This is a genomic window from Azospirillum himalayense, assembly GCF_042657465.1.
Taxonomy (GTDB): Bacteria; Pseudomonadota; Alphaproteobacteria; order Azospirillales; family Azospirillaceae; genus Azospirillum; species Azospirillum himalayense.
Map to the genome: position 1 here is coordinate 23406 of NZ_JBHSLC010000019.1, position 25643 is coordinate 49048.

Sequence of the window (25643 nt, forward strand, 5' to 3'; positions counted from 1 at the left end):
GAGGCAGGGGCGTCTGATTTTCCCACTCCCCGGCAACCGCCCTGCAACGTCCCGCGCCATGCCTCTGCTCGCCGCACTTCGCCTGCTCCTGACCGTTCTGGCCATCGTGACCGGCGGCGCAGGCGCCGTTTTTCCGGCAGCGGCGGGCACCTTGCGGGTCGGCCTGTCCGATGATCTGACGACCATCGACCCGTTCGCCTTTCCCGGACTGGTCTCGTCCGGCGTCCTGCGGCAGGTCTATGAGGGCTTCACCACCATCGACGCCGCCGGCGACGCCGTTCCGGCGCTGGCCACCCGCTGGGAAACGTCGGATGGCGGCCGGACTTGGCGCTTCGCGCTGCGCCCGGACGTGCGGTTCCATTCGGGACGCGCCTTCACCGCCGCCGACGTGCTGTGGACCTGGGAACAGCATCTGACGCGCAAACCCCAGCCCGGCTACAGCGCTTTCTACCTGCGCGGCGTCGAGGGAGCCGCGGCGCTGCGGCAGGGGACCGCCACCGCGCTGTCCGGCGTCGCCATTCCCGATCCCCACACACTCGTCGTGCGGCTGACCGAACCCGACGCGCTGTTCCCGCTCTACCCGTTCCTGTTCGTCGACCGCGGGATGGCCGCGGAGTTCGGACCGGCGTGGCACGAGCGGGCGTCCGGCGGCACCGGTCCGTTCCGCCTCACGTCGTGGCGGCGTGGCGAGTCCGTGCGCCTGGAGGCCCATGCCGCCTATTGGGGCGGCGCTCCCGGCGTGGACGCGGTGTCGCTGACGGTGCTGCCCGACACCAACACGATGCTCGCGCGCTACGACGCCGGACAGCTCGACGTGGCTCCGCTTCCCGACAACGCCGTGCGCACCGTGGTCCGCCAGCCGCGCTACGACGGGCAGATCGCGGCCTTCGCCCGCGCGCAGGTGCGCTATCTCGCGCTGAACCAGGATTTGTACCCGCCCTTCCGCGACCGGCGTGTGCGCGAGGCGGTTGGACTCGCCCTGGACCGGGTCGCCACGGTCGACGGTCTCCACGCCGGGCGGGCGTTGCTGACGAACGGCTTCGTCACGCCCGGCCTGGGCGGCTACCAACCCGACGCGGTGCCGCTGCCCCCGACCGATCCGGGCCGGGCCAAGGCGCTGCTGGCGGAGGCGGGCCACGCCGGGGGGCGCGGCCTGCCGCCGCTCCAGATCGCCGGCGGCCCCAATGTGCGCGAGGAGGCCACCTATTTCGCCGCGCAACTCACCGCGGTGCTGGGGATTCCGGTCGGCGTGCGCATCCAGGAGCGCGCGGCCTTCGTGACGGCGATCAACGAGGGGCGCGAGGCGCTGTTCATCAACGGTTGGACGGCGGATTTCCCCGATCCCATGGACCAGCTCGCCACCCAATGGCACAGCGTCAGCCCGACCAACCGCAGCCGCTGGCACAACCCGAAGTTCGACCGGCTCGTGGAGCGGGCGCGCGGCCTCGCCGACCCCGCCGCCCGCAACGCGCTCTACCGGGACGCCGAATCCCTGCTGCGGGACCAGGCCGTGGCGGTGCCCCTGCCGGCGCCGCAGTTCGTGGCGCTGGTGCGGCCGGGGGTGACCGGGGTGATCATCCGGCCGGACGGCACGACCGACTACCACGCCGCCCGGTTGCCATGACGGGACGCCGGCCCGGCCGCCGCCTATTGGCTTGGCGATTGACCCGGCGCCTTCCGGGATTGCTGCTTCTGTCCGGGGCTGCCGTGCTGGCGAGCTTTCTCGCCTCCCAGGCGCTTCCCGGCGACCCTGTCATGCTCATGGTCGAGGGACGGGCCGCCGATCCGGAGATGATCCGCCGGCTGCGCGAGGAGGCCGGGCTGGATCGGCCGCTGGCCGTGCAATTCCTGTCCTACACGCTGGACCTGCTGCGCGGCGACCTCGGCCAATCGCTGCGTTACGGCGGCGTGCCGGTGACGGCGCTGCTGGGCGACGCCCTGCCGGTGACCCTGGGGCTGATGGCGGGCGCCGCGGCGCTCGCCCTTCCCCTCGGCCTCGCGCTGGGCCTTGCCGCCGCCGATGTCCGGCGGGCATGGCCGGGCACGGTCCTCACCATCGGGTCGGTGCTGGCCCTGTCGGTGCCGCCGCTGGCGCTGGCGACATGGCTGATGCTGGCCGGGTCCGGCACGGCGCCCTGGGCGGTGGCGGCGCTCGCCCTGCCGGCGGCGGCGATGATCGCCCGGCTGACGCGGACCCAGCTGATGGAGGTGCTGGAACGCGACTTCATCCGTACGGCGCAGGCCAAGGGACTGGGGCGGGCCGCCGTCCTGCTGCGCCACGCCCTGCCGAACGCCCTGGTGCCGCTGGCGGCGGCGGTCGGATCGGTGGCCGGAACGATTCTCACCGCCACCGCGGCGGTGGAGAACGTCTTCGCTCTGCCGGGGCTCGGGCGGCTGACCGTCCAGGCGGTGCTGTCCCGCGACCACACGGTGGCCGGGGCCGCCGTTCTGGTCTTCGTCCTGCTGCAGGTCGCCATCAGCCTGACCGCCGAACTGCTGATCGGCCTCGCCGATCCGCGGCTGCGCAACGATGGTGAGCCGCTGTGAGGGTGGCGGCCTCAATCGCCGGACGCGCCGGCCTGCTGCTCGCGGCGGCGTTGGCGGTGCCGCTCTCCCTGGCCGTTCTTCTCCTGCCGCTCGATCCGTCCGCCATGGATCTCGGGCAGGCCTGGGCCGGGCCATCCGCCGCCCATCCGTTGGGATGCGACGGGCTGGGCCGCGATGTCGCCGCCCGGCTCGTCGCCGGGACGGGCACCTCCTTCGCCATCGCCGGGCTGGCGCTCGCCCTGGCGGTGGGGCTGGGCATCGCGTCGGGCGGGGTGGCGGGCTGGATCGGCGGACGCACGGACACCGTGGTCCTGCGGCTGGCCGACCTGCTGCACGGCTTTCCCGAGTTGTCGCTCGCCATCGTCGCGTCGGCGCTGCTGGGTCCGGGCACGGAGGCCATGGTGCTGACACTCGCCCTGGCGGCGTGGCCTTCGCAGGTCCGCTGGTGCCGGGCGCTGGCCCTGTCCAACCGGACCGCCGAGCATGTGCGGGCCGCCACCGCCCTCGGCGCGGGACCGCTGCACACGGTCGCCCGGCACCTCCTGCCGACGATCGCCGGGCCGGTCGCCATCCGCGCGGCGCTGTCCATCGGCCCGGCCATGGTGGCGGAGGCGACGCTGAGCGGGCTGGGGCTGGGCATCCAGGAGCCGGCGGTGTCGCTGGGCACCCTGATCCGCGACGGGCTGGTCGACCTGCGCGCCGCCCCCCACCTGATCGGCGCGACGACGGTCACCGTTGCCACCATCGCGCTGGCCGTCAACCTGCTGGCCGAGGGGCTGCGCGAGAGCCTCGACCCGCGGCGGCGGTAAGGGGGGCGGCGCGTCAGCCCTCTCCGCCAGCCCTCTCCGTCAGCCCGGTCCGGCGGCGGCTCCGCCCTCGTACCAGCCGCGGGTCCGCTTCACGATCCGGACCACCGACAGCATCACCGGCACCTCGACCAGCACGCCGACCACGGTGGCGAGCGCGGCGCCGGAGCCCAGCCCGAACAGGCTGATGGCGGCGGCCACCGCCAGCTCGAAGAAGTTCGACGCCCCGATCAGCGCCGCTGGAGCCGCGACGCACCAGGCCACGCCGAACCGGCGGGACAGCCAGTAGGCCAGCCCCGCGTTGAGATAGACCTGGATCAGGATCGGCACGGCCAACAGCAGGATGACCAGCGGCTGCGCCAGAATCGCCTCGCCCTGGAAGCCGAACAGCAGGACCAGCGTGGTCAACAAGGCCAGCAGCGACATCGGCTGAAGCACGCCCAGCGTCCGCGTCAACGCCCCCTCCCCGCCCGACGCCAGCAGCCCGCGCCGCCACAGCTGGGCCGCCGCCACCGGGATGACGATGTAGAGCAGCACCGACAGCAGCAGCGTGCCCCACGGCACGGTGATCGAGGCGACGCCGAGCAGAAGGCCAACCAGCGGCGCGAAGGCGAAGACCATGATGAGGTCGTTCAGCGCCACTTGGCTCAGCGTGTAGTGCGGCTCGCCCTCGCACAGGTTGGACCAGACGAAGACCATGGCCGTGCAGGGCGCGGCGGCCAGCAGGATCAGCCCGGCGATGTAGGAGGGAATCTGGTCCTGCGGCAGCAGCGGCGCGAACAGACGGCCAATGAACAGGCTGCCCAGCAGCGCCATGGAGAAGGGCTTCACCGCCCAGTTGATGAACAACGTCACGCCGACGCCGCGCCAATGCTCCCTCACCCTCCCGAGGGCGCCGAGGTCGATCTTCAGCAGCATCGGCACGATCATCAGCCAGACCAGCACCGCCACCGGCAGGTTGACCTGGGCCAGCTCCGCCGCCGCGATCACCCGGAACAGGCCCGGCGCCACGGAGCCGAGGGCGACGCCCGCGACGATGCACAGCGCCACCCAGACGCTGAGGTAGCGTTCGAACAGGCCCATCGCCGGGCGGGGGGCCGGCTCCCGATGGACGTCCGCGGTCATGCCGGTCCGTCCTCGCGCCGGGCGTGGCCGATGCGCTGTCCGGCGCCGTCCACCACCGCCTCTCCGTCCTCCTTGACGAAGGCGCCGCGCTGCGGATCGGGGAGGATGTCCAGCACCCGCTCCGACGGGCGGCACAGCCGCACGCCGAGCGGCGTCACCACGATCGGCCGGTTGATGAGGATGGGGTGGGCGATCATGGCGTCGAGAAGCCGGTCGTCGCCGAGCGCCGGGTCGTCCAGGCCAAGCGCTGCGTAGGGCGTGCCCTTCTCGCGCAGCACGGCACGCACCGGCACGCCCATGCGGCGGATGAGATCGGCGAGGTCGTCGCGGCTCGGCGGCGTCTTCAGATACTCGATGACGACCGGCTCGGCGCCGCTGTTGCGGATCAGGGCCAGTGTGTTGCGCGAGGTGCCGCAATCCGGATTGTGGTAGATGGTGATGGCTGTCATGGGGATGTCCGACAGGGCCGTTGGGGCCTTCATATTTCCATATTTGTCAAAATATGGAAGAGTGAATTCGTGTGTGACCGGCGGCGCGCTTGCTGGCGGGGTGCCCGTCCGATAGGCTGCGCCCCATGAACGTCAAGGATGTCATCGCCGGGCTGGGAGCGCTGGCGCAGGAGCACCGGCTGGCCGCGTTCCGGGAACTGGTGCAGCAGGGGCCGGACGGGCTGCCGGCGGGCGTGCTGGCGGAGCGGCTGGGCCTCGCGCCGGCGACCTTGTCGTTTCATCTTTCGCAACTGAGCAACGCAGGGCTCGTCGCGTCGCGCCGCCAGGGCCGGCTGATCATCTACAGCGTCGATGTCGGGCGCTTCCAGGCGCTGCTCGGCTTCCTGACCGAGAATTGCTGCCAGGGGAACGCGGACCTCTGCCAGCCGCATCCCGGCGGGCGGGCGAGCGGCTGCGCGCCGGGCGGCGGCTGAGGCGAACTCAGCGCCGCTGCAGGGACATGGTGTAGCGGAAACCGGCGCCCGGATGGGTGTTGACGGCGATCTCCACCAGACGGCCGTCGTCGGTGAAATAGCGCCGCGTGATGACGAGGATCGGCGACTGCGGCGGGACATGCAGGCGCGAGGCGACGTTCAGGCTGGCCGGAGCGGCCTCGATATCCTGCATGACCTCGGCGATGCGGACGCCGTAGCGCTGCTCAAGCACCGTGTAGATGGCGTACTGCACCACCTCCAGGTTGCGCACCACGTCGGAAAAGGCGGCGTCGATGTAAACCTCGACGTAGGAAAAGGGCTCCGACGTCTCGCGGGTGCGGCGCAGGGCGCTGACGCGGAACCACTGCGTGTCCGGGCGGCAGCCCAGCCGGCCGGCCAGCTCCTCCTCCACGATGATCCGGTCCACCGAGAGGATTTCCAGCCGGGTCGAGGTGGCGTACTGCACCAGCTCGTCCAGGGAGCTGATCGAATTGACGAAGCGCCCGTCGGCGCGGCGCGCCGCCAGGACCGACCCCGATCCCTGGCGGCGCAGGATGTAGCCCATCTCCTGAAGCCGGCGCAGCGCCTCGCGCACCGTGTGGCGGCTGACGGCGAAACGGCTGCACAGTTCCTGCTCGGTCGGCAGGCGGTCGCCGACGGCGTAGGCGCCGGCGTCGATCTCCTCCAGCAGGGTACGGACAATCTCCTGGTAGAGCGGGGTCTCCCCCCGCTCCGCCGCGCTGTCCGTGCCGCTGGTTTCCTTCAGGCTGTCCGCTTCGTCCGACATCGCATCCCTCATGATGCCGGAAGATGGACGAGCCGGGGCGCCGATGCAACCGGCGTACGAGGATGTTCCGCGAGGGACGGCTTACGTGAGCAGAACCAGCGACAGGGCCGGGAAGGCGTTGATGGCGACCAGCGCGACAACCCGCATTCCGTAGAAGGGCAGCACCCCCTTCACGATGGAATGGAGCGGCATCTTGGTGATGCGGCTCATCACGAACAGGTTCAGCCCGACCGGCGGCGTCAGGGTCGCCACCTCGACCAAAGCGGTCATGATGACGGCGAAATGGATCGGGTTCACCCCCACCGCCTGCGCCATCGGGAACAGGATCGGCGCCAGCAGCACGATCATCGACACGCCGTCCAGGAACATGCCGATGACGAGCAGCAGCAGATTGACCGCCAGCAGGAACTCGAAGGGCGAGACCTGCGCCTCCTTCAGCATGGCAGTCAGCTCGGCGGACAGGCCGAGGCGGGTCAGCACCGCGGTCAGCAGGCCGGAGCCGAGCAGCACGCCGTAGATCATCACGGTCTGGAGCACCGATTCCCGCGCCGTCTCCCACACCGCGACGAGGTTGGCGGTGCGGTAGACCAGCGTCACCAGGACGACCGCATAGATGGCGGCCAGAGCGGACACCTCGGTCGGGGTGAACCAGCCCATGTAGATCGTGCCGATGATGAGCACCGGCATCATCAGCGCCCCGGCCGCACCCGGCAGCCGCTGGCCGAAGCCCTTCCAGTCCGGACGCTCGCCGACATGGCCGTAGCCCTTGAGCCGGCTGACGATCAGCGTGGTGACGGCGAGCAGGAAGGCCTCGAACAGGCCGGGCACGATGCCGGCGATGAACAGGTCGGTGATCGGCAGGCCGACGATGGAGCCGATCAGGATGAAGGTCAGCGACGGCGGGATCATCAGACCCAGCGTGCCGCAGACCGCCACCAGCGAGGCGGCGAAGCGGGGCGGGTAGCCCTCCTTCGGCATCAGCTTCACCGCCGCCGGGCCGAGCGCCACGGCGCAGGCCACCGACGAGCCGTTGACCGCGGCGAAGAACACGCTGGACATGGCCAGCGCCAGCGCGATGCCGCCGCGGAAGTAGCGGATGATCGTCCCGACCAGCTCCAGGATGACCAGCGCGAGGTTGCCGCGCGACATCAGGTTGCCGGCGAAGATAAAGAACGGGATGCAGACCAGCGCGTATTTGTCCACGGAATCCCAGGCCATCTGCGCGACCAGGACGACCGGGATGTTGAAATTGAAGGTCAGCAGGCCGACCGCGATGACGCCCAGCGCCAGGGCGATGTGCACGCCCGCCGCCACGAAGAACAGCAGGCTGACGACGGCGATGATGGTGGTCATAGTGTTTCCTCCCCTGTTTCAGCCGTCGTTCAGAGATTCTCGCCCTCGACGGGCGGATCGGGGTCATGGCCGCGCAGCAGCAGGATGATGTTGCCGACGAAGGCGAAGCCGTAGAGCACCCCGCCCAGCGGCAGCACCAGCCGGACCGTCCACAGCGGCAGGTCGAGGTTGGATTCGGTGAACATGCCGATGGCCTGGAGATGCGCGACCTCCTGGAACCCGGCGATCACCAGCAGAACGCTGAAGGCCAGTCCGATCAGGCTGTTGAGCCAGGCGAAGGCCAGCCGCACCCGGTGCGGCATCATGTTCAGCAGCAGGTCCATGCGGATGTAGTGGCCGTGCCGCGTGCCGACGCCCAGCGACAGCAGGACGCTCCACACCACCAGGAAGCGGACCAGCTCCTCCGCCCACCAGTGGCTTTCCGACAGGAGGGAACGGCTGGACGCCTCGTAGAACATGATGCCGATGGCCGCCATCATCAGGATCGTGGCGATGTTCAGGAGGAGACGGTCCTCGATGAAGCTCCACCAGCCCGGCAGGCCGCGGCCCGGCGGCAAGGCGTCGTCCACCGCCTGGGTCTGGGGGGGCGCCGCGGGGGGTGCCGCGGAGGTCAAAGTATCGGTTCCCGGCATGGGTGGAACTCCCTTCACGAGATGACCTGTGTCTGGGGGACGCGGCTCAGCCAGCCGGTGGCGCGCTCATAGGCGTCGGCGATGCGCAGCAGCGTGGCTTCCGCCTGCGGGCGGCCGATGAGCTGCATGGGGATCGGCATCCCGTCCGGATCGAAGCCGGCGGGCGTGACGAGCGCCGGCAGGCCGAGGTAGGAGACCGGACGGGTCAGCGCCGCCACCCCGGCGACCACCGCGGCCATCGCCGGCCCGGCCCCCACGTCGGTCTGCGCGGCGGTCGGCACGCGGCTGCGCAACGCGGGAACGAACAGCGCGTCGCACCGGGCGAAGGGGCCGTCGATCATCGCCCGGAGATGAAGCGCGCGAAGCTGCTTCGCCTGGAGGTAGGAGGCCGCCGGCACCATCAGCCCCTGCAGAAGCCGCGCGCGGACCTGCGGGCCGTAGTCCTGCGGGCGCTCGCGCAGCCAAGGCGCATGGACGGCGGCCGCCTCCGGCGTGAAGACGAGGTTGGCGAGGTCGCCGTAGGGCTTGTGGTCGGGGATGTCCACCTCCACGATGCGGGCGCCGGTGCGCTCCAGCACCGCCCGCGCCCGCTCCAGCGCGGCGGCGACGGCGGGGTCGAGCCCGTCGTAGTAGAATTGGCGCGGGATGCCCAGCCGCAGCCCCTCGACCCCCTGGCCGATGCCGTCCGCGACGTCCGTTCGCCCGGTGATGACCGAGAACAGCGTCGCCGCGTCCTCCGCGCTGCGGGCCAGCGGACCGACGCAGTCCAGGCTTTCCGACAGCGGCATCACGCCGTCCATCGGAGTCGCCCCCTGCGTCGGCTTCAGCCCGACCACGCCGCACAGCGCCGCCGGAAGCCGCACCGACCCGCCGGTGTCCGACCCCAGCGAGCCGAAGGCCAGCCGCCCCGCCACCGCCGCCCCGGAGCCGGAGGAGGAGCCGCCGGTGATGCGGTCGGGGTCCCAGGGGTTGCAGCAGCGCCCGAGATGGGCGTTGTGCCCGGTTGGCCCCATGGCGAATTCCGCCATGTGGAGCGTGCCGAGCGTCACCGCCCCGGCCGCGTCCAGCCGCTCCAGCACCGTGGCCGTCCGCTCCGGGCGGAAGCCGCCGCGGATCGTCGGGGAGCCGCAGGTGCAGCGCTTGCCGGCGCGGTAGAACATGTCCTTGTGGGCCAGCGGCACGCCGTGCAGCGGCCCGCGCAGCCGCCCGGCCCGCGCCTCCGCGTCGGCGGCGCGGGCGGCGGCCAACGCCTCCTCCGGCTCGACCGACAGGAAGGCGTTGAGCGTCGGATTCAGCCGGGCGATGCGGTCCAGGCAGGCGTCGGCCAGGGCTTCCGCCCGCAGCGCGCCGTCGCGGACCGCCCTTGCGGCGTCCGTCAGGGTCAACAATGTGGGATCGGTCATGCCCGCTCCCCGGCGATGAGCGCGGCATGGGCGCCCAGCGGCACGTCGAACAGCGAGCCGCCGGGATGCGCCGCCGCCAGGATGCCCGGCACGGCGGCCAGCAGGCGCCCGCACAGGGCGGCGTCGGCATCGTCCAGGGTGACCCCCTGAATCCTGGCCAAGGTCCGCGCGCAAGCCGCGGCGTCCCCGATGAGGTTTTCCGTCATTCCTTCCCTCCCTTCCGGTGCTGTCCCCGCGTGGCTCTTCCGGCCGTTCGCCGCGGGCAGGGCCTTAATGGCCCCCTTACCCGGATCGTTGCAGCGTCATTTCATAGCGGTATCGTCCGGCCGCGTGGCTGCTGACCGCCACCTCCAGCGCGTTTCCTTCGGCGTCCAGATAATGGCGGATCACCACCAGGATCGGGGTGCCGACCTCCACCGACAGGCGGGACGCGAGATTGGCGTCCGCCGAGGTGGCCTCGATGGACTGCACGACCTCCGCGATGCGCAGGCCGTAGCGGCTTTCCAGCACCGCGTAGACGGCGACCGGAAAGGTGCCGATGGCCTGGGCCACGTCGTCGAAGGCGGCGGGAAGGAACACCTCGGTGTAGCAGAGCGGCGTCCGCTCCCCCGGCTGGCGGCGCAGCGCCACCACCCGGACCCAGGGCGTGTCCGGCGGGGAGCGCAGAAGCTCCGCCGTCCGCCCCTCCACCAGGATCTTCTCCACCGCCAGCACCTCCAGCCGGGTGGAGGAGGCGTACTGCCCGATCTCCGCGAGGCTGGACAGCGTGTTGTGGAACCGCCCGTCGGGCCGGGCGGCGGTCACCACCGATCCCGAGCCCTGACGGCGCGCGATCAGGCCGAGATCCTGGAGCCGGCGCAGCGCCTCCCGCACCGTGTAGCGGCTGGCGGAGAAGCGCAGGCACAGCTCCTGCTCGGTCGGCAGCCGTTCGCCGACCCCGACCCGCCCGTCCGAGATGTCGGCGCGCAGCGCGTCCAGGATCTCCTGGAAGCGCGGCCCCTCCGTGGCGGACGGGCGGACGGAGGCCGGGCGAACGGCGGACTTCACAGCGCCCCCTGCTCGCGCAGGGCGGCGATGCGCTCCGGCCCGATGCCGATGCGGCCCAGAACGTCCTCGGTGTCGGCGCCCAGCGCCGGGGCGGGGCGGGTGGGAAGCGTCTCGCCACCGATGCGCACGGGCCCGGTCAGCATCCGCACCTTACCCTCTCCGACTAGGGCCGTCCCGTCCGGGTAGGCGAAGTCGGCCACCCGGTCACTGTCGCGGACGAAGGGATTCTCCAGCGACTGCGCGATGTCGAGGACCGGGGCGGCGGGAACGGCGCCGCCGAGGATCTCCACCCACTCCGCCGTGTCGCGCTGGCCGAGCACCTCGTCCAGCAGGACGGTGAGCTGCTCGCGGTTGGCGAGCCGGTCCTTGAAGCTGCGGAAGCGCGGGTCGTCCCCCCATTCCGGCTTGCCGATCTTGTCGCAGAAGACCGGCCAGAACTTCTCCTTGTTGCACATGACGAACAGCCAGCCGTCGCGCGTCCGGTAGAGCTGCGACGGGGTCAGCGAGGGGTGCGCGGAACGCGGCTCCCGCCCCTGGTTGTGGCCGCCATTGAGGTACCAGGTGGCGAGGTAGGTCATGTTGTGCAGCGCCGTGTCGAACAGGCTGACGTCCACGTCCGAGCCCTTGCCGCTGGCCCGCGCCCCGACCACGCCGGAGACGAGGCCGAAGGCGGTCATCAGGCCGGTCATCATGTCGACCACCGACATGCCGAAGCGGGCGGGCGGGCCGTCCGGCTCGCCGGTCACCGAGAGGTAGCCGGCCTCCGCCTGCATCAGATAGTCGTAGCCCGGCCAAGCCCGCCGCGGCCCCGTGCGCCCATAGGCGGACAGGTGGGCGCAGACGATCTTCGGGTTGACCGCCTTCAGATGCTCGTAAGTCAGGCCCAGCTTGTCCGGCAGGTCGCCGCGCAGGTTGTCCAGCACGGCGTCGGCGTGGCGCACCAGCTCGTGCAGCACCGCCATGCCCTCGGGGTGCTTCAGGTTGAGGGTGATGCTGCGCTTGTTGCGGTTGAAGGACTGGTAGAAGTGGCTGTTGCCGGGGCCGAAGAAATGGGGGCCGACATGCCGGCCGACCTCACCGCCTTCGGCGGGATTCTCGACCTTGATGACTTCGGCCCCGAGGTCGGCCAGCAGCATGGTGCCGAACGGGCCGGCGCCGTATTGCTCCACGGCGATGACGGTGACGCCTTCGAGGGGTAGCACGCGGTGTCTCCCTGATGGGGGTGTGCGGGGTGTGGAGCGGAGTGGTTGCAGCGGGCCCCCACCCAACCCTCCCCCGCTTTCGCAGAGGAGGGCTTTTGTCCTCACACCGGATTCTGCTCGATCAGCCGCTTGGCGATGATGATGCGCTGGATCTCGTTGGTGCCCTCGCCGATGCACAGCAGGGGGGCGTCGCGATAGAGCCGCTCCACCACGAACTCCTTGGAGTAGCCGTAGCCGCCGTGGATGCGCATGGCGTCCAGGGAGTTCTCCACCGCCGCCTCGGAGGCGAAGAGCTTGGCCATGCCGGCCTCGTAGTCGCAGCGCTCGCCGCGGTCGAGCGCCTTGGCCGCCTGCTGGACGAGGAGCCGCGCCGCGGAGACGCGGGTCGCCATGTCGGCCAGCTTCATCGCCACGGCCTGATGCTCGTGGATCGGCTTGCCGAAGGTCTTGCGCTGCTGGCTGTACTTGACGGATTCGTCCAGCGCCGCCTGGGCGACGCCGACGCCGCGCGACGCCACGTTGACGCGGCCCAGCTCCAGGCCGGAGATGGCGCAGGCCATGCCGCGGCCCTCGACCCCGCCGATCAGCCGGTCGGCCGGGACCCGATAGTCCTCGAAGACCAGCTCGGCGGAGTCGATGCCCTTGTAGCCCAGCTTCTCCAGCTTGCGGCTGACCTTGAAGCCCGGCCCCTTCTCGGCCAGGAACATCGTCATGCCCTTGTGGCGGGGCTGCGCCGTCGGGTCGGTCTTGACCAGCAGGGCGAAGCAGCTTCCCTGGATGCCGTTGGTGATCCAGGTCTTGGAGCCGTTGATGACGTAGTCGTCACCGTCGCGCTTGGCCACCGTGCGGATGGCCTGGAGGTCGGTGCCGCAATCCGGCTCGGTCAGGGCAAGACCGCCGCGCAGCTCGCCGGTGGCGAAGCGCGGCAGGAAGGCGGCCTTCTGCTCCTCCGTCCCCGTCTTGGTGACGATGAAGGCCATGATGAGGTGCGAGTTGATGATGCCGGACAGCGACATCCACACCGACGAGATGCGCTCGATCATCTTGGCGTAGGTCGAGGGGCGCAGGCCCAGCCCGCCATACTCCTCCGGGATCGTCGCCCCGAAGAGGCCCAACTCCTTCATCCGCTCGACGATCTCGTCGGGGTAGGCGTCGTCATGCTCCAGCTTCAGGGCGACCGGCCGGACATGGCGGTCGAGGAAGCGGTCCACGCTATCGAGGATCAGGCGGTCCTGCTCGTCGCGTTCCGCGTCGGTCATGCTGGTGGTGGTCTCGCTCATGGCGTCTTTCCCGGATTGGATGGTCAGCGGACGGACGGCGACAGGACGGACAGCGAGTCCGCCGCGCGCGGGCTGGCGTCGAGGCCGAGGACGGCGTCGGCGATGCGCGCCGCGGCGGTCTCGTTCACGGTCATGGCGGCGTTGCCGCGGTACTTGTCCACGATCTCGGCGTTGGACAGCGGGCGGTCGGCGGCGCCGCGGTTGATGTGCTCGCGGTGGCGCAGCTCCCGCCCGTCGTCGAGCGTGATGACCAGCTCGCCCGAATAGGCCTTCGGGAAGGGCGAGTCCGGGTCGTGGCGGTAGGACACCTTCGACGCGATGTCGAGGATCGCCGTGTCGCCCAGCGCGTCGTTCTCCAGCTCTGCCAGGGTCAGGCGCCCGCGCACCAGCGCGGCGGCGACCAGGAAGGGCACGCTGAACTGCGCGTCGTAGGAGTTGGAGGGCCGCTTCTTGTTGGCCTCCGGCTCGCAGACGGTCTTGACCACCTGCTCGGGCACCAGCGCCTCGATGCGGCGGATGCGCGCGATGTCGAGGCCGTCGCGGCGCAGTTCCAGGGCGGCGTCGACGCAGGCGTGGGTGAAGTGGCAGGCGGGATAGGGCTTGATCGCCGTCGCCATCAGCTCCCACGTCTCGCCGAGGCCGGCAGTGGCGATGCCCAGATCGGCGCGCCCGGCCTCCTTGCCGAGATAGGCGTTGAACAGGCCGAAGCGGCCCTCGTAGGGGCGGGTGACGCCGGTGAAGCCCTCGCGGGCCAGCGCCGCCGCGGTGATGCCCGCCGCCGCCGCCCAGCCGGGATGCAGGCGCTTGTTCCAGGCGCCGTCCTCCAGGAACTCCAGGCTGCCGCTCGCCATCGACAGGGCGATGCCCTGGGCGGCGGCGAGCTGCGCGCGGGTCAGGCCGAGCAGACGGCCGGCAGCCAACGCGCAGCCGAACACGCCGATCATGCCCGTCGGGTGGAAGCCCACCTGGTGGAAGCCGCCGCGCGCCACCGCGCCGAGCCGGGCCGCCACCTCGACGCCCAGCACATAGGCGCTGACCACGGAACGGCCATCCGCCCCGGTCATCGCCGCCGCCGACAGGACGGCGGGCATCACGCTGGCGGTCGGGTGAATGACGCCGCCGATGTGAGTGTCGTCGTAGTCGAGGCCATGGCAGAGCAGACCGTTGACCGTCGCCGCGTCGCGGGCGGGCAGCGAGGCGGGCATGCCGATCACCGGCACCGGCCCCTCCCCCGCCAGGCCGCGCAGGGCGGTCAGCGTCTTGTGGGCGAAGTCGTAGCGCGTCGAGGCGAGCGCGATGCCCACGGCGTCCAGCATATGGTGCGGAGCGCGGGCGCGGACCTCCGCCGGGATGGCGTCGTCGGGGGTGTCGGCAACGAAGGCCGCCAGCGTGGCGGCGATGGAGTTGGTGGTCGGATCGGTGGCGGGCATGGTTCCTCCCTCTTGTTCTTCTCGGGCCATCGGGTCGTTCCGGGTTGTCCGGATCAGTCGCCCCGGATCAATCGCCGATTCCGTGGCCCCGCTTGGGGACGAGGCTGGCCCGCTCGAAGGTCACGAAGACCGTGCCGTCGGCCTTGTAGCCCTCGGTGTAGGTGATCACGATGCCCTGGGTCGGGCGCTTCTTGGATTCGCGGACGTCCAGCACCTTGGAGCGCGCGTAGATCGTGTCGCCGGGGAAGACCGGGGCGACCAGCTTGATCTCCTTCCAGCCGAGGTTGGCGACCGACTTGTAGGAGACGTCGTCCACCGTCATGCCCAGCACCATGGCCAGCGTCAGCCCGCTGTTGACCAGCGGCTTGCCGAACTCCGACTTCTCGGCGAAGGCATGGTCGCAGTGCATGGGGTGGCGGTTCATCGTCAGCAGGCTGAACTGGATGTTGTCCGCTTCGGTGATGGTCCGGCCGGGGCGGTGCTCATAGACATCGCCGACGGTGAAATCCTCAAGGTAGCGGCCAAGGTCGGCGACGATGGTCCGCGGTTCCTGAACATCGGGCATGGGCGGGCGTCTCTTGTCTGCGGATCGGAGGGATGAGTGCGGGGCGCCGATCATTTCAAGGTGACATGTTCAGCGCGTGTGATAGCATGTTGTACGTACAAATAACACGCCCCCTCACCCTTGGAAAGCGTTTTCATGCCCAACAATCCGCAGAACGCAGCAACGGCGCCGGAGTCGCCGGTCCGCCGCTCCTACCTGTTCGTTCCCGGCGCCCGTCCCGACCGTTTCGTCAAAGCCCTGGGGGCCGGCGCCGACGCGGTCATCATCGATCTGGAGGACGCGGTGGCCCCCGGCGACAAGGACAGCGCCCGCGCCGCCGTCTGCGCCTTCCTGCGGGAGCACACCGGCGCGGGCGGGCCGGCAATTTTCGTTCGAACCAATTCGGTGCGCAGCCGCACCGGCCTGCTCGACATCCTCGCTTTGACCGATCTTCCGGACAGCACCGCGCCGCGCTGGGCGGGCATCCTGCTGCCGAAGGTGGACGGGGCCGAGGACGTCCGGCTGGCCGCCGGCCTTCTCGACGAGCGCAATCTGCCCGGTGCGCTCGGCGCGCTGATCGAGAGCGCCGACGGGCTGGAGAACGTCATGGCGATCGCCGCGGCCTCCCCCCGCCTGTCCTTTCTGATGTTCGGCGGGGGCGACCTGTCGGCGGAGCTGCGCGTGCCGCTGTCCTGGGAGCCGCTGGTCCAGGCCCGCACGCGAGTCGTGCACGCCGCCGCCCGCTTCGGGCTGGACGCGCTGGACATGCCGTGGATCGCGCTGGACGATGAGGAGGGCTACCGCCAGGAGCTGGCGCGCAGCGTCCTGCACGGCTTCACGGCGCGCTCGGCCATCCACCCCAAGCAGATCACCGCCATCCACGACGCCTACACCCCGTCGCCGGAGGCAGTCCTCCGCGCCGGGCGGGTCCTGGCCGCCTTCGAGGCGGCGGGCGGCGGAGTCTGCGTGCTCGACGGCAGGCTGGTCGAGCGGCCCCTGGTGCTGGGGTCCCATCGAATCCTGGCATTGGCCCGCCGCGCCGGAATGCTGTAGCCAGGGATTGCCCGTTCATGCGCCCCGCGCCACCGCCACTTGTCCGGACTCCCATGACCACGCAAGAAACCCCGCCCGCCCCCTTTCCCCTGCTGCTGGCGGAGGTGACCAGCGTCCAGACCGTCGCCACCCTGTCGGTCCTGACCCTGGCGACGGTCGCCCCGTTGGCCGCGGCCTCGCTGGGCGTGGGGTCGGAGGCGGTCGGCTACCAGATCAGCGTCATCTACAGCGCCGCCGCCCTGGTGTCGGCCTTCGCCGGTCTGGTGGTCCGCCGCTGGGGCGCCGGGACGGTGGGCGTCCTGGCGCTGGGGCTGGGGCTGGTCGGCTGCCTGGGACTCGCCACCGGGTCCCTGTGGGTCGCGGCGCTGGCGTCGGTGCTGCTCGGCATCGGCTACGGGCTGGTGAACCCCTCTTCCTCCCATCTGCTGAACCGTTTCACCCCGCCGGCCCGGCGCAATCTGGTCTTCTCGCTGAAGCAGACCGGCGTGCCGCTGGCCGGCGTGCTGGCCGGGCTGACCCTGCCGGGAATCGGCGAGATCGCCGGCTGGCGCGGGGCGGCGCTGGCGGTGGCCGCCATGTTCGCCCTGCTGCTGGTCATCTTCGCGCCGGGCCGCCGGGTGTGGGACGACGACCGCAGCCCCGGCCTGCCGATCCGCGGCAACCTGATGGAGGGGCCGCGGCTGGTCTGGCGGGTGCCGGCGCTGCGCGGCTTCGCCCTGATGGGCTTCTTCTTCTCGGCGATCCAGCTGTCGCTGATGGCCTTCACGGTGAACATGCTGGTGCACGACCTGCACTGGTCCATCGTGTCGGCCGGGCTGGCCGTGTCGGTGATGCAGGCGGCGGGGGCGGCGGCGCGCATCGGCTGGGGGCTGCTGGCCGACCGGCTGCGCTCCGGCGTGGCGGTGCTGGGCGGCATCGGCGGGCTGTCCGCCAGCGCCGCATTGGCCACCGCCAGCCTGGGGCCGAGCTGGCCGGTGCCCGCGGTGATCGGCGTGCTGACGGTGTTCGGCATCGCCGCCATCGGCTGGAACGGCGTGTTCCTGGCGGAGGTGGCGCGGGTCGCGCCGAAGGGCACGGCCAGCACGGCGACGGGCGGCGCGCTGATGTTCACCTTCTCCGGCGTGGTCGTCGGGCCGGCGCTGTTCGCCACCCTGTTCAACACGGTCGGCAGCTACGGCGAGACCTTCGCCCTGATGATGGCCTTCCCGCTGGCCGGGGCGGCGGCCGTCCTGTTCTGGTCGCGCCGCAAAACCTGATGGCAGGGGTCACAGACCCATCGCACAGAGTTGTCCGTACAATAATGTTGGCACTCCCCACTGTTTTCCCCTATGATCGTTCGGACAAGCGGGCCAGAAGCGTCCGAACGCAGCAATGGGAGGGAAGCCAATGTTCAATCCGTCACTCTTCAGGCCATTCTGGGCGAAGACGCTGCTGGTCGGAATGACCGTGGCCGGGCTGGCCGCCGGGACGCCGGGGCAGGCCCGCGCGCAGGCGGCGCCGGTCGAGATGGTGATGACGGACGAGATCGCGACGTCCCACTGGACCGCCAAGATGATGGACGAGTATGCGGCCCTGATTGAGGAGCGCTCGAAAGGCCGCATCAAGCCAAAGGTCTTCCACTCCGGCACGCTCTACAAGGACAAGGACGCCGTCGCCGCCCTCGGGTCGGGCGCCGTGCACATGGTCTGGCCGGTCAGCGTGCAGCTGGAGAGCATCGCCCCGCAGTACGGCGTGGTGAACCTGCCCTTCGCCGTCACCGACGCGGCGATGTCCAAGCCGGAAACCGCGCAGGAGGTGTCCAAGCTGCTGTCCGGGCTGGTGTCCGACAAGGGCATCCGCGTCATGGGGCTGATGCGCACCGCCGACCTGATCTTCCTGTTCAAGGACAAGGAGGTCGACTCCGTCGGCGACCTGAAGGGCAGCAAGATCCGCCTGACCGGCGGACGCGTCCTGCAGCTGCTGATGCGCGACTTCGGGGCCAGCCCGGTGTCGATGCCCGCCTCCGAAATGGCGGCGGCGCTGATGCAGGGGGCGATCGACGGCATCTACACCTCCGCCGGCGGCTGGGAGATGGTCGGTACCAACGCCGCCAAGGTCGCCTCGCTGGTGCCGGGCATGAGCTTGCTCACCTACTCCGTCCTGGTCGACGACAAGTGGATGAAGGGCCTGCCCGACGACTTGCGCCAAGTGGTGGAGACGACCACCAACGAGATCATCGCCAAGCAGTGGCAGCGCGCCATCGACGCCGACAAGAAGACCATGGACCAGATGATCGCCCAGGGCGGGCGTCTGGCCGTGGCCCCCGAGGCCGAGCAGGCGAAGTTCCGCGAGATCGCCAACAAGGTCAACCAGGACTATGTCCGGCGCTACCCTGAGGTCTGGAAGCAGTATCAGGCCATCGTCGGCAACAAGAGCTGAGGCGATCCCCCTCGCTTCACCTCGCGGTGCGGGCGGCGTTCCGGAAGGAGCGCCATCCGCACCGTTTTTTTATGCGTGCTCAGACCGACCGCATGAGGCCGCCGTCCACCCGGATGTTCTGTCCGGTGATGTAGCCGGCCCCGTCGGAGGCGAGGAAGGCAACGGTCGCCGCGATCTCCTCGCTCTTGCCGTAGCGGGCCATGGGCACGCCCTGGCGCCGCTCCTCCGTCGCCGGGAGGCTGTCGATCCAGCCGGGCAGCACGTTGTTCATCCGCACATTGTCGGCGGCGTACTGGTCGGCGAACAGCTTGGTGAAGGAGGCCAGCCCGGCCCGCGCGACGGCGGAGGTCGGGAACATCGGGCTCGGCTCGAAGGCCCAGGCGGTTGAGATGTTGATGATCGTCCCGCCCTTCTGCCCGACCATGACTGGGGTCACCAGCCGGACCGCCCGGACGACGTTCAGGAAATAGACCTCGATCCCCTTGTGCCAGTCCTCGTCGGTCAGTTCCAGCAGGCCTTTTCGCGGGCCGTGGCCGGCGCTGTTCACCAGCGCGTCGATGCGGCCCCAGCGCTCCATCGTCCGGCTCACCAGACGCTCCAGGTCCTCGGCGGACTGGTTCGAGCCGGTCACGCCGATCCCGCCCAGTTCCTCCGCCAGAGCCTCGCCCTTGCCGGAGGAGGACAGCACCGCGATCTTGAATCCGTCCGCCGCGAGGCGCCGCGCCGCCGCGGCCCCCATGCCGCTGCCGCCCGCGGTGATGATGGCAACCTTATCGCCCATGATTCGTCATCCCTCTCCTGCCGGAACGGTTCGTCCGTTCCTTCTCTCCTCCTGTATCGCACCGGATGCAGGACGGGGCCAAGGGAAGCGTGTGCGCGCCTTCGGGCGTCGAAAGGACGGCGCCGGATTCAGGGTCGGTCAGCGGATGAAAAGGAAGGCCAGCGACGCGACCGGAGCCACGGTGACGAAGCCGACGGCGACGAAACGCTCGACCGGACTCCAGGACGCCCAATCCCGCTGAAGCGAGGACAAGAACGACTTCATGATCCCTCACGGACCGGCTGATATTGCAATGCATATAAGATACGGTTTCCGAGGGCGTTCGTGCCAGGGGCGTGGCTTCCATATCGCGAAATATCGGGAGGTGATGCAGCGCCGCCACAGGCCGGAAAGCGGCACTCCGAAAGGGCTTCGCCGGGCCGGCACCGCCAAAGGTTGCCCATCCGCCACAGGGGCCGATGGGCGGGCGGGTCAGGGCAACGCGCCGCCGCTCTCGCCGAACAGGGCGAGGATGCGCGCCGCCGCCAACTCCGGCGGGATCGACGCGATGCAATGCGCCTCCGCCGCCGTGCAGCTTTCCGGCGGGCAGGGCGGAATCGCCGCCGCGGGCCGCAGCACCAGCGCCCGCGCGCACCAGGGACGGAAGCGCTCCGGCGCGTGGAAGTGGTTGGGGTCCCCGCCCTCCGGATGGCAGGAGAAGACGGCGACCGGCACGCCCACGGCGGCCCCGAGATGGGCCGGACCGGAATCCATGGCGATCAGCCCCGCCGTCCGCTCGATCACCGCCGCCGCCAAGCGCAGCCCGGTCCGCCCGGTGAGGTCGGTGACCCGCCCCGGCAGGGCCGCGGCGATCCGCTCCGCCACCGCCCGCTCCAGCTCCGTGCCGAGAACCGCCACCCGCGCGCCGAGCGCGATCGCCACCACGGCGACCACCGCCGCCAGCCGCTCCGGCGGGTATTCGCGGCGCGCAGCGGCGGCCCCCGGCGCCACGGCGATGATCCGTTCCCCCGCCGCGTCGGCCAGCCGACGGGCAGCCTCCGCCCGGTCCTCCGCGGTCAGGTGCAGTTCCACCCCGTCGCCGTCCGGTTCACCGCCGGCGAAGCGCAGCAAAGCGAGGTTCTGCTCCACCTCGTGGTGCCCCGGCGGGGGCGTCAGCCGGTGGGTGTAGGCGCGGTCGAAGCCGGCGTTGCCCGACGCCTTCCAGGGCGTGACCGCCTCCGAAAATCCCAGGACGGCGCGGGCCCGGCTGGCCGCGGCGAGCGCGGTGGCGCCATGCCGGTCGAAATCGTAGCGCGGGACCAGCGTCAGGTCGAAGCCGGCGCGGAACGCCTCCGCGAAGGCCGCCGCGCCGCCCGGCGTGACGCCGCGCAGATCGATGCCGCCGCCCGGCTTTGGATGCGGCGCCACCACCGCGTCGACATGCGGGCAGGTCTCGGCAAGGTCTGCCACGGCGGGGCGCACCGCCAGCACGATGCGCGCCCGCGGCGCCGAGGCTCGCAGACCACGCAGGAAGGGTGTGGCGAGCACGAAGTCGCCCGCCTCGTCCAGCTTCACCACCAGGATGCGCCGGGCGGACGAAAGGTCGAAGACGGCGTCCGTCATACCGCGCTCATGTCGATGCGGGCGGGCGGCAGACCGGCGCACCAGCGCCGCCACGCCATGCGGTAGCCGGCCTCGACCGCCCGGACGTACCCCGCCTCGTCCATCAGCGGGGAGCGCGCCATGCGCTCGCGCAAGCCCGCGCGCTGCGCCGCCAGGAAGGCGCGGTCGGTGGCCAGCCGGACGGCGAGCGCCACGTAGTCGTCCTCGCGCTCCACCACGAGCCCGCCCAGCCCGACGCTGCCCAGCATGGTAGCGCCCCAGCGCGAGATCATCGCCTCCCCCGCGATCGACAGCACGGGCACCCCCATCCACAGCGCGTCGCAGGTCGTCGTGCCACCGTTGGCGAAGACGGGGTCCAGCGCGCAATCGAGCAGCCGATAATCCTCGTAGGGGTCCGGGGCGGTGCCGCGCAGCAGCAGCCGCGACTCCTCGACTCCATGAGCGGCGAAGGCGTCCAGCACCCGCCGCGCCACCCCGCCGCCGGACAGCCCCCGCCATTTCAGCATCAGCCGCGCCTCAGGCACCGCGGCCAGCACCCGGCCCCACAGAGCGAGCGTCGAGGCGTTCAGCTTCGTCAGATTGTTGAAGGAGCCGAAGGTGAACACCCCCGCCGTCTCCACCGGTGGCCGGGCGGACGGCGCGACGGCGGACTCCGCGGGGCGGTAGCACAGCACGCTCCCCGGCAGGCGGATCAGCGTCTCGGTGTGCAGGGCGTCGGCGCTCGCCGCGGCGAAGCGGTGGTCGGAAAACTGGTAGTCCATCGCCGTCAGCCCCGTCGTGTTCGGGTAGAGCGGCAGACTGACCTGGACCGGCGCCGGGCGGCGGATGAACAGCGGCATGCGGTTGCGCGACATGTGCCCGCCGCAGTCCACCAGCACGTCGATGCCGTCCGCCCGGATCAGCCGTTCCAGCTCGCCGTCCGGCAGGGCGGCGACGGGGCGCCAGCGGTCGGCCAGAGCCGCGAAACGGTCCGTCGCCGCGTCCTTCGGCAGGTCCACGTAATAGCAGGTCACCTCCACCGCCGACCGGTCATGACGCTCGATCAGCGGCAGCAGGAAATGATAGCCCGGCCCCGGATAGCGCTGGAAATCCGGCGACAGGTAACCGACGCGCAGGCGGCGCTCCGGATCGCGATTCACCGCGTCGAAGCGCGGGGCGGCGGGCGGCAGCGGCATCACGGCGCGCTCGAACCGCCGGTGCTCGTCGAACACCGCGCCAAGGTCCGCCTCTTCGGCGAAGCACAGGCAGAACAGCAGGTTGGAGCGCACCTCCGCGTCCTGCGGCGCGCGGTCCAACGCGGCGCGCAGGGCGGCCACCGCCTCGCCATGGCGGCCGAGCGCCATCAGCGCGACGCCCAGGTTGGAGCTGGCCAGCGCCTCCCGCTCCGCCGTGCGCAGGGCCAGCGCCCGCCGCAGCAGGGGCAGCGCATCGTCGAAGGCGCCCGCGTCGATAGCGTGGGTGCCGAGGTTGGTCCAGCCGGCGGCGCCGTCGGGCTGCAGGACCAGCGCGCGGCGGAACCACGCCCGTGCCTCCCCGGGGCGCTTGGCCCGGTGCTGGACGGCCCCGGCGTTGAGAGCGTGGCCCGCCTCCTCAGGGTCGGCGCGGACGGCGCGGCGGGCGGCGGTCGCGGCCCCGTCCACCCGGCCCAAAGCCGACAGCGCCATGCCAAGCCCGGTCAGCGCCGCCGCGGAGTCCGGGGCCAGCGCCAGGGCGCGCCGGTAGCAGCGCGGCGCCACCGCGGGATGTTCCCGCTCCTGCCACAGATTGCCGAGCACCAGCAGGGCGTCGGGGGCCGGGGCCAGCACCGCCGCCCGCTCCAGCCACGCCGCCCCCTCGCGCCAGGGTCCCGCCGCGGCCAGCGCCGCGCCCAGGATCTTCGCGCCCTCGCCGTGGCCCGGTTCCAGCGCCATCAGCCGCCGCCCCGCCTCCGCCACGCCCGTCCTATCGCCCAGCGCGTGGCACAGGCCGGTCACCTGCTCCTGCGCTTGGACCAGCAGCGGCGCCAGAGCGGCGGCGCGGCGAAAGGCGGTAAGGGCGTCGCGCGGGCGCCCGGCGTCGCGCAGCGCAGCCCCCTGGTTGTAGACAGCCAGCACGTCTCCGGGGGCGAGCGCCGACGCCCGCCCGTACCAGTCCGCCGCCGGGCCTGGGCGCCCCAGATCGTACAGCGCGTCGGCCAGCGCGTTGGCGGCCTCGCCATCTTCCGGCGCCACCGCCAGCAGGCGGCGGAACGCCCGCGCCGCGGCCTCCGTCCGGCCCAACTTGGCGTGCGCGGCGGCCTCCAGCCGGTGATGATCAAGGGTCAGCGGGTCGAGGCGGGCGGCGTCGCCGTAGGCGTCCGCAGCCTCCCCCCAGCGCCCCGCCGCCTCCAGCACGCGGCCGAGGTTGAGGCGGAAGACCGGCTGGGTTCCGTCCTTCGCCACGGCCTTGCGGATCAGCACGATCCCGGACTCCGGATCGCCAGTCTGCGCCGTCAACAGGCCCAGCAGATGCAGCGCGTCGCTCTGCTCCGGCATCTCGTGCAGCACCCGCTCGTAGAGGGGCCGCGCCTCCGCCAGCCGACCGTTCTGGTGGTGAACGACGGCCTGCGCCAACGCCTCCTGGAGCGTGGCAGGGGAGAAATCGCGGCTGGCGCTCATAACAATCCGTTCGGCTGGCCCATGGACAGGGCGTCGGGACGCGCAGTGTAGCGCGCCCGCGCCGCCGCGGGTACGAATGCGTCGATATCGTCAGGATAAACCGGGTTTGTCTCGTGGAAGACCGGCTCAGACGGCTCTCCCACCGGGCGCCAACCGGGCGGCGGCGTTCGCGGCGCCCATGGCGAGCGCCGCTTCGCGGGCGGTCAGGCCGCGGGCGTCCCGCGCGTCGGGATCGGCGCCGCGGGCCAGCAGAAGGTCCACCATCGCGACGCGGTCGAACATGGCGGCGGTCATCAGCGCCGTCCGCCCGTCCGGCCCGCAGCCGTTCACCAAGGCCCCCTCCTCCAGCAGGACGCGCAGCACCGCCTCATCCCCCTTGAAGGCGGCGGCGGCCAGCGGCGTTTGCCCGCGGTCGTTCGCCAGCTCCGGATCGGCGCCGTGGCGCATCAGGTTTCGGGCCAGCTCGGCATGGCCGTGGTAGCTGGCCAGCATCAGCAGGCTGTCGCCCTTGTCGTTGCGCAGGTTGGCCGGCAGGCCCATCTCCAGCAGTTCCGTCAGTTCGGCGGTGCCGCCGGAGCGCGCCCAGTGGAACAGCTTGCCGGCGAAGGCGATGGTGTCCTCGTCGAGTTCCGGGCGCACTTCCCGACCAGGCTCCCCCTGCGCTTCCATGGCGGCGCTCCCTCCGGTCAAGATTTCGGCTCAAACCGGGGAAACAACCGCCGCAGCGCTTTGTTGCGCCATCTCGCCGCGCGCTTCCTCCAGCAGCCAGCCGCGGAAGGCGGCGACGGCCGGGCGGTCCTGCATCCCTTCCGGGCAGACGAACCAGTAGCTGCCGGACGACGCCTCGATCTCCGGAAAGGGCAGGACGAGCCGCGCCGCCGCCACGTCCTCGGCGCACAGCATGCGGTCGGCGACGGTGGCGCCCATCCCGGCGGCGGCGGCCTGCATCGCCGGGTCCATGGCGTCGAACACCGCGCCTTGGCGCAGCGCCTCGAAGAAGGGCAGCCCCGCCGCGGCCAGCCAAGCCCGCCAGTCCTGCCCCTCCGAACAGCCGTGCAGCAGCGGGATGGCGCCGAGGTCCATCGGCACCCGCAACCGCTCCGCCAGGGCCGGCGGGCAGACCACGGTCAGGCGCTCCGGCAGCACCTCCACGGCGGAGAAGCCCGGCGGCACCTCCCGGCAATAGGGGATGGCGGCGTCGAATTCCTGCGGGTCGAACTCCAGCCCGCTGCTCCAGGCCACGGTCACCCGCACCTGCACGTCGGGGTGCCGCGCCTGGAAGCGGACCAGCCGCGGCATCAGCCAGCGGATGCCGAAGGAGAAGGCCACCTTGATCCGCAGGTCCCTTCCCCGCGCGGCCAGCCGCGCCGCCGTCCCGGCGATGCGGTCGAAAGATTCCGACAGCACCGGCAGCAGGGCGCGCCCGTCGTCGGTCAGTTCGACCCGGCGGGTCAGCCGCCGGAACAGCGGCACGCCCAGCCACTCCTCCAGCCCCATGATCTGCCGGCTGACGGCGCCTTGCGTCACGCACAGCTCGTCCGCCGCCTTGGAGAAGCTCTCGTGGCGGGCCGCCGCCTCGAAGGCGCGCAGGGCGTGAAGGGGCGGCAGGGCACGCCGCATGGAAGGCTCCATGGATGACTTTCGCTCATCCATCTTATGAGAAAGCATGGTTTGTCGTCCACGCACCGACGCGCGACTTTCCGGCTTCGAGGAATGACCGACCGGCGGGAGGGCCGCATGACGAGCATGAGCGGAACGCACGACAAGCGGAGCGGCGGAGCGGCCGCCGGTTCCACCGCCCGCTCCTGGCTCAACCGCCTGACCGGCTGGCGGGAGCGGCGGGCGCTGCGCCGCGCCCTGGCCCGCATGGACGCGCATCTCTGGGCCGACCTCGGATTCGACGAGGCGGCGGCGCGGGAGGAGATGGACAAGCCGTTCTGGAAAGGGTGATCTTCGCTTAATCCATCGGCTGGTCGAGCGGGCGGCCCATCGCGCCACCCGCCGCCGCGCCCAGCGCGCCGCCCAGCGCCGCGGCCGGGCCGGTCGCCGGCAGGGCGGCGCCGCCGGTCGCCGCG

Annotated in this window: 26 protein-coding genes; 8 read left to right on the top strand and 18 right to left on the bottom strand. The window is 71.4% G+C overall.

What is annotated here, in order from left to right:
* The first annotated feature begins 58 nt into the window (after positions 1–58).
* The 3 genes from ACFPMG_RS11730 to ACFPMG_RS11740 are packed head-to-tail and all read left to right on the top strand — an operon-like array spanning position 59 to position 3356.
* Positions 59–1624 (top strand): ABC transporter substrate-binding protein, encoded by a 1566-nt coding sequence (locus ACFPMG_RS11730; RefSeq protein ID WP_376995313.1) that lies wholly within the window; start codon positions 59–61, stop codon positions 1622–1624.
* On the top strand, positions 1621–2547 hold the full coding sequence (locus ACFPMG_RS11735) for an ABC transporter permease (RefSeq protein WP_376995314.1): 927 nt from the start codon (positions 1621–1623) through the stop codon (positions 2545–2547). Before ACFPMG_RS11730 ends, ACFPMG_RS11735 begins: the two co-directional genes overlap by 4 nt.
* Positions 2548–2549: 2 nt before the next feature.
* Positions 2550–3356 carry an ABC transporter permease gene (locus ACFPMG_RS11740; protein WP_376995315.1) on the top strand — a complete coding sequence of 269 codons (807 nt, stop codon included), beginning with the start codon at positions 2550–2552 and terminating at the stop codon, positions 3354–3356.
* Between the two features lie 39 nt (positions 3357–3395).
* Here the strand turns inward: ACFPMG_RS11740 and arsB are convergent, their stop codons facing one another.
* Positions 3396–4478 (bottom strand): ACR3 family arsenite efflux transporter, encoded by a 1083-nt coding sequence (gene arsB / locus ACFPMG_RS11745; RefSeq protein WP_417281702.1) that lies wholly within the window; start codon positions 4476–4478, stop codon positions 3396–3398.
* Entirely contained in the window at positions 4475–4927 is a 453-nt protein-coding gene (arsC, locus tag ACFPMG_RS11750; RefSeq protein WP_376995316.1) for an arsenate reductase (glutaredoxin), read from the bottom strand. The genes arsB and arsC overlap by 4 nt, the downstream gene beginning before the upstream one ends.
* Before the next feature lie 125 nt (positions 4928–5052).
* Here arsC and ACFPMG_RS11755 point away from each other — a divergent pair, with 125 nt between their 5' ends.
* Complete coding sequence (locus ACFPMG_RS11755) at positions 5053–5400, top strand: ArsR/SmtB family transcription factor (protein WP_376995317.1); 348 nt, start codon at positions 5053–5055, stop codon at positions 5398–5400.
* Positions 5401–5407: 7 nt separating this feature from the next.
* On the opposite strand, the gene ACFPMG_RS11760 is transcribed toward ACFPMG_RS11755, so the two are convergent.
* From ACFPMG_RS11760 to ACFPMG_RS11805, 10 genes are all read right to left on the bottom strand, one after another.
* Positions 5408–6187 carry a GntR family transcriptional regulator gene (locus tag ACFPMG_RS11760; protein ID WP_376995318.1) on the bottom strand — a complete coding sequence of 260 codons (780 nt, stop codon included), beginning with the start codon at positions 6185–6187 and terminating at the stop codon, positions 5408–5410.
* Between the two features lie 81 nt (positions 6188–6268).
* On the bottom strand, positions 6269–7540 hold the full coding sequence (locus ACFPMG_RS11765; RefSeq protein WP_376995319.1) for a TRAP transporter large permease: 1272 nt from the start codon (positions 7538–7540) through the stop codon (positions 6269–6271).
* A gap of 29 nt (positions 7541–7569) precedes the next feature.
* Positions 7570–8172, bottom strand: coding sequence for a TRAP transporter small permease (locus ACFPMG_RS11770; RefSeq protein WP_376995320.1), 603 nt, complete (start codon positions 8170–8172; stop codon positions 7570–7572).
* 14 nt (positions 8173–8186) lie between these two features.
* Positions 8187–9575 carry an amidase gene (locus tag ACFPMG_RS11775; RefSeq protein ID WP_376995321.1) on the bottom strand — a complete coding sequence of 463 codons (1389 nt, stop codon included), beginning with the start codon at positions 9573–9575 and terminating at the stop codon, positions 8187–8189.
* On the bottom strand, positions 9572–9781 hold the full coding sequence (locus tag ACFPMG_RS11780) for a hypothetical protein (RefSeq protein ID WP_376995322.1): 210 nt from the start codon (positions 9779–9781) through the stop codon (positions 9572–9574). The genes ACFPMG_RS11775 and ACFPMG_RS11780 overlap by 4 nt, the downstream gene beginning before the upstream one ends.
* Positions 9782–9857: 76 nt before the next feature.
* Positions 9858–10622, bottom strand: coding sequence for a GntR family transcriptional regulator (locus ACFPMG_RS11785; protein WP_376995323.1), 765 nt, complete (start codon positions 10620–10622; stop codon positions 9858–9860).
* The gene (locus ACFPMG_RS11790; protein WP_376995324.1) at positions 10619–11824 is read right to left on the bottom strand and encodes a CaiB/BaiF CoA transferase family protein; all 1206 of its coding nucleotides are present in this window, start codon (positions 11822–11824) and stop codon (positions 10619–10621) included. Before ACFPMG_RS11790 ends, ACFPMG_RS11785 begins: the two co-directional genes overlap by 4 nt.
* A 101-nt stretch (positions 11825–11925) precedes the next feature.
* Positions 11926–13104, bottom strand: a complete 1179-nt coding sequence (locus ACFPMG_RS11795; protein ID WP_376995325.1) for an acyl-CoA dehydrogenase family protein — start codon at positions 13102–13104, stop codon at positions 11926–11928.
* 23 nt (positions 13105–13127) lie between these two features.
* The gene (locus ACFPMG_RS11800) at positions 13128–14534 is read right to left on the bottom strand and encodes an MmgE/PrpD family protein (RefSeq protein WP_376995326.1); all 1407 of its coding nucleotides are present in this window, start codon (positions 14532–14534) and stop codon (positions 13128–13130) included.
* A gap of 67 nt (positions 14535–14601) precedes the next feature.
* Positions 14602–15099, bottom strand: coding sequence for a MaoC family dehydratase (locus ACFPMG_RS11805; RefSeq protein WP_376995327.1), 498 nt, complete (start codon positions 15097–15099; stop codon positions 14602–14604).
* A gap of 135 nt (positions 15100–15234) precedes the next feature.
* Between ACFPMG_RS11805 and ACFPMG_RS11810 the strand changes: the two genes are divergently transcribed.
* The 3 genes from ACFPMG_RS11810 to dctP all read left to right on the top strand — a co-directional run bounded on the left by ACFPMG_RS11810 (position 15235) and on the right by dctP (position 18549).
* Positions 15235–16131: an HpcH/HpaI aldolase/citrate lyase family protein gene (locus ACFPMG_RS11810; protein ID WP_376995328.1), complete on the top strand. Its 897-nt coding sequence runs from the start codon at positions 15235–15237 to the stop codon at positions 16129–16131.
* 53 nt (positions 16132–16184) lie between these two features.
* A complete protein-coding gene (locus ACFPMG_RS11815) occupies positions 16185–17387 on the top strand; it encodes an MFS transporter (protein WP_376995329.1) in 1203 nt (400 codons plus the stop codon).
* 130 nt (positions 17388–17517) lie between these two features.
* Complete coding sequence (gene dctP, locus ACFPMG_RS11820; RefSeq protein ID WP_376995330.1) at positions 17518–18549, top strand: TRAP transporter substrate-binding protein DctP; 1032 nt, start codon at positions 17518–17520, stop codon at positions 18547–18549.
* A 79-nt stretch (positions 18550–18628) separates the two neighbouring features.
* Here the strand turns inward: dctP and ACFPMG_RS11825 are convergent, their stop codons facing one another.
* The 6 genes from ACFPMG_RS11825 to gcvA all read right to left on the bottom strand — a co-directional run bounded on the left by ACFPMG_RS11825 (position 18629) and on the right by gcvA (position 25188).
* The gene (locus tag ACFPMG_RS11825) at positions 18629–19330 is read right to left on the bottom strand and encodes an SDR family oxidoreductase (protein WP_200776722.1); all 702 of its coding nucleotides are present in this window, start codon (positions 19328–19330) and stop codon (positions 18629–18631) included.
* A 138-nt stretch (positions 19331–19468) separates the two neighbouring features.
* Positions 19469–19594: a hypothetical protein gene (locus ACFPMG_RS11830; RefSeq protein ID WP_282190437.1), complete on the bottom strand. Its 126-nt coding sequence runs from the start codon at positions 19592–19594 to the stop codon at positions 19469–19471.
* Between the two features lie 207 nt (positions 19595–19801).
* Positions 19802–20932 carry a glycosyltransferase family 9 protein gene (locus tag ACFPMG_RS11835; RefSeq protein ID WP_376995332.1) on the bottom strand — a complete coding sequence of 377 codons (1131 nt, stop codon included), beginning with the start codon at positions 20930–20932 and terminating at the stop codon, positions 19802–19804.
* Positions 20929–23568 (bottom strand): tetratricopeptide repeat protein, encoded by a 2640-nt coding sequence (locus ACFPMG_RS11840; protein WP_376995333.1) that lies wholly within the window; start codon positions 23566–23568, stop codon positions 20929–20931. Before ACFPMG_RS11840 ends, ACFPMG_RS11835 begins: the two co-directional genes overlap by 4 nt.
* A 126-nt stretch (positions 23569–23694) precedes the next feature.
* A complete protein-coding gene (locus ACFPMG_RS11845) occupies positions 23695–24237 on the bottom strand; it encodes an ankyrin repeat domain-containing protein (protein ID WP_376995334.1) in 543 nt (180 codons plus the stop codon).
* 30 nt (positions 24238–24267) lie between these two features.
* Positions 24268–25188 (bottom strand): transcriptional regulator GcvA, encoded by a 921-nt coding sequence (gcvA, locus tag ACFPMG_RS11850; RefSeq protein ID WP_376995335.1) that lies wholly within the window; start codon positions 25186–25188, stop codon positions 24268–24270.
* A 117-nt stretch (positions 25189–25305) separates the two neighbouring features.
* Here gcvA and ACFPMG_RS11855 point away from each other — a divergent pair, with 117 nt between their 5' ends.
* A complete protein-coding gene (locus ACFPMG_RS11855; protein ID WP_376995336.1) occupies positions 25306–25518 on the top strand; it encodes a YjiS-like domain-containing protein in 213 nt (70 codons plus the stop codon).
* Positions 25519–25643: the final 125 nt, after the last annotated feature.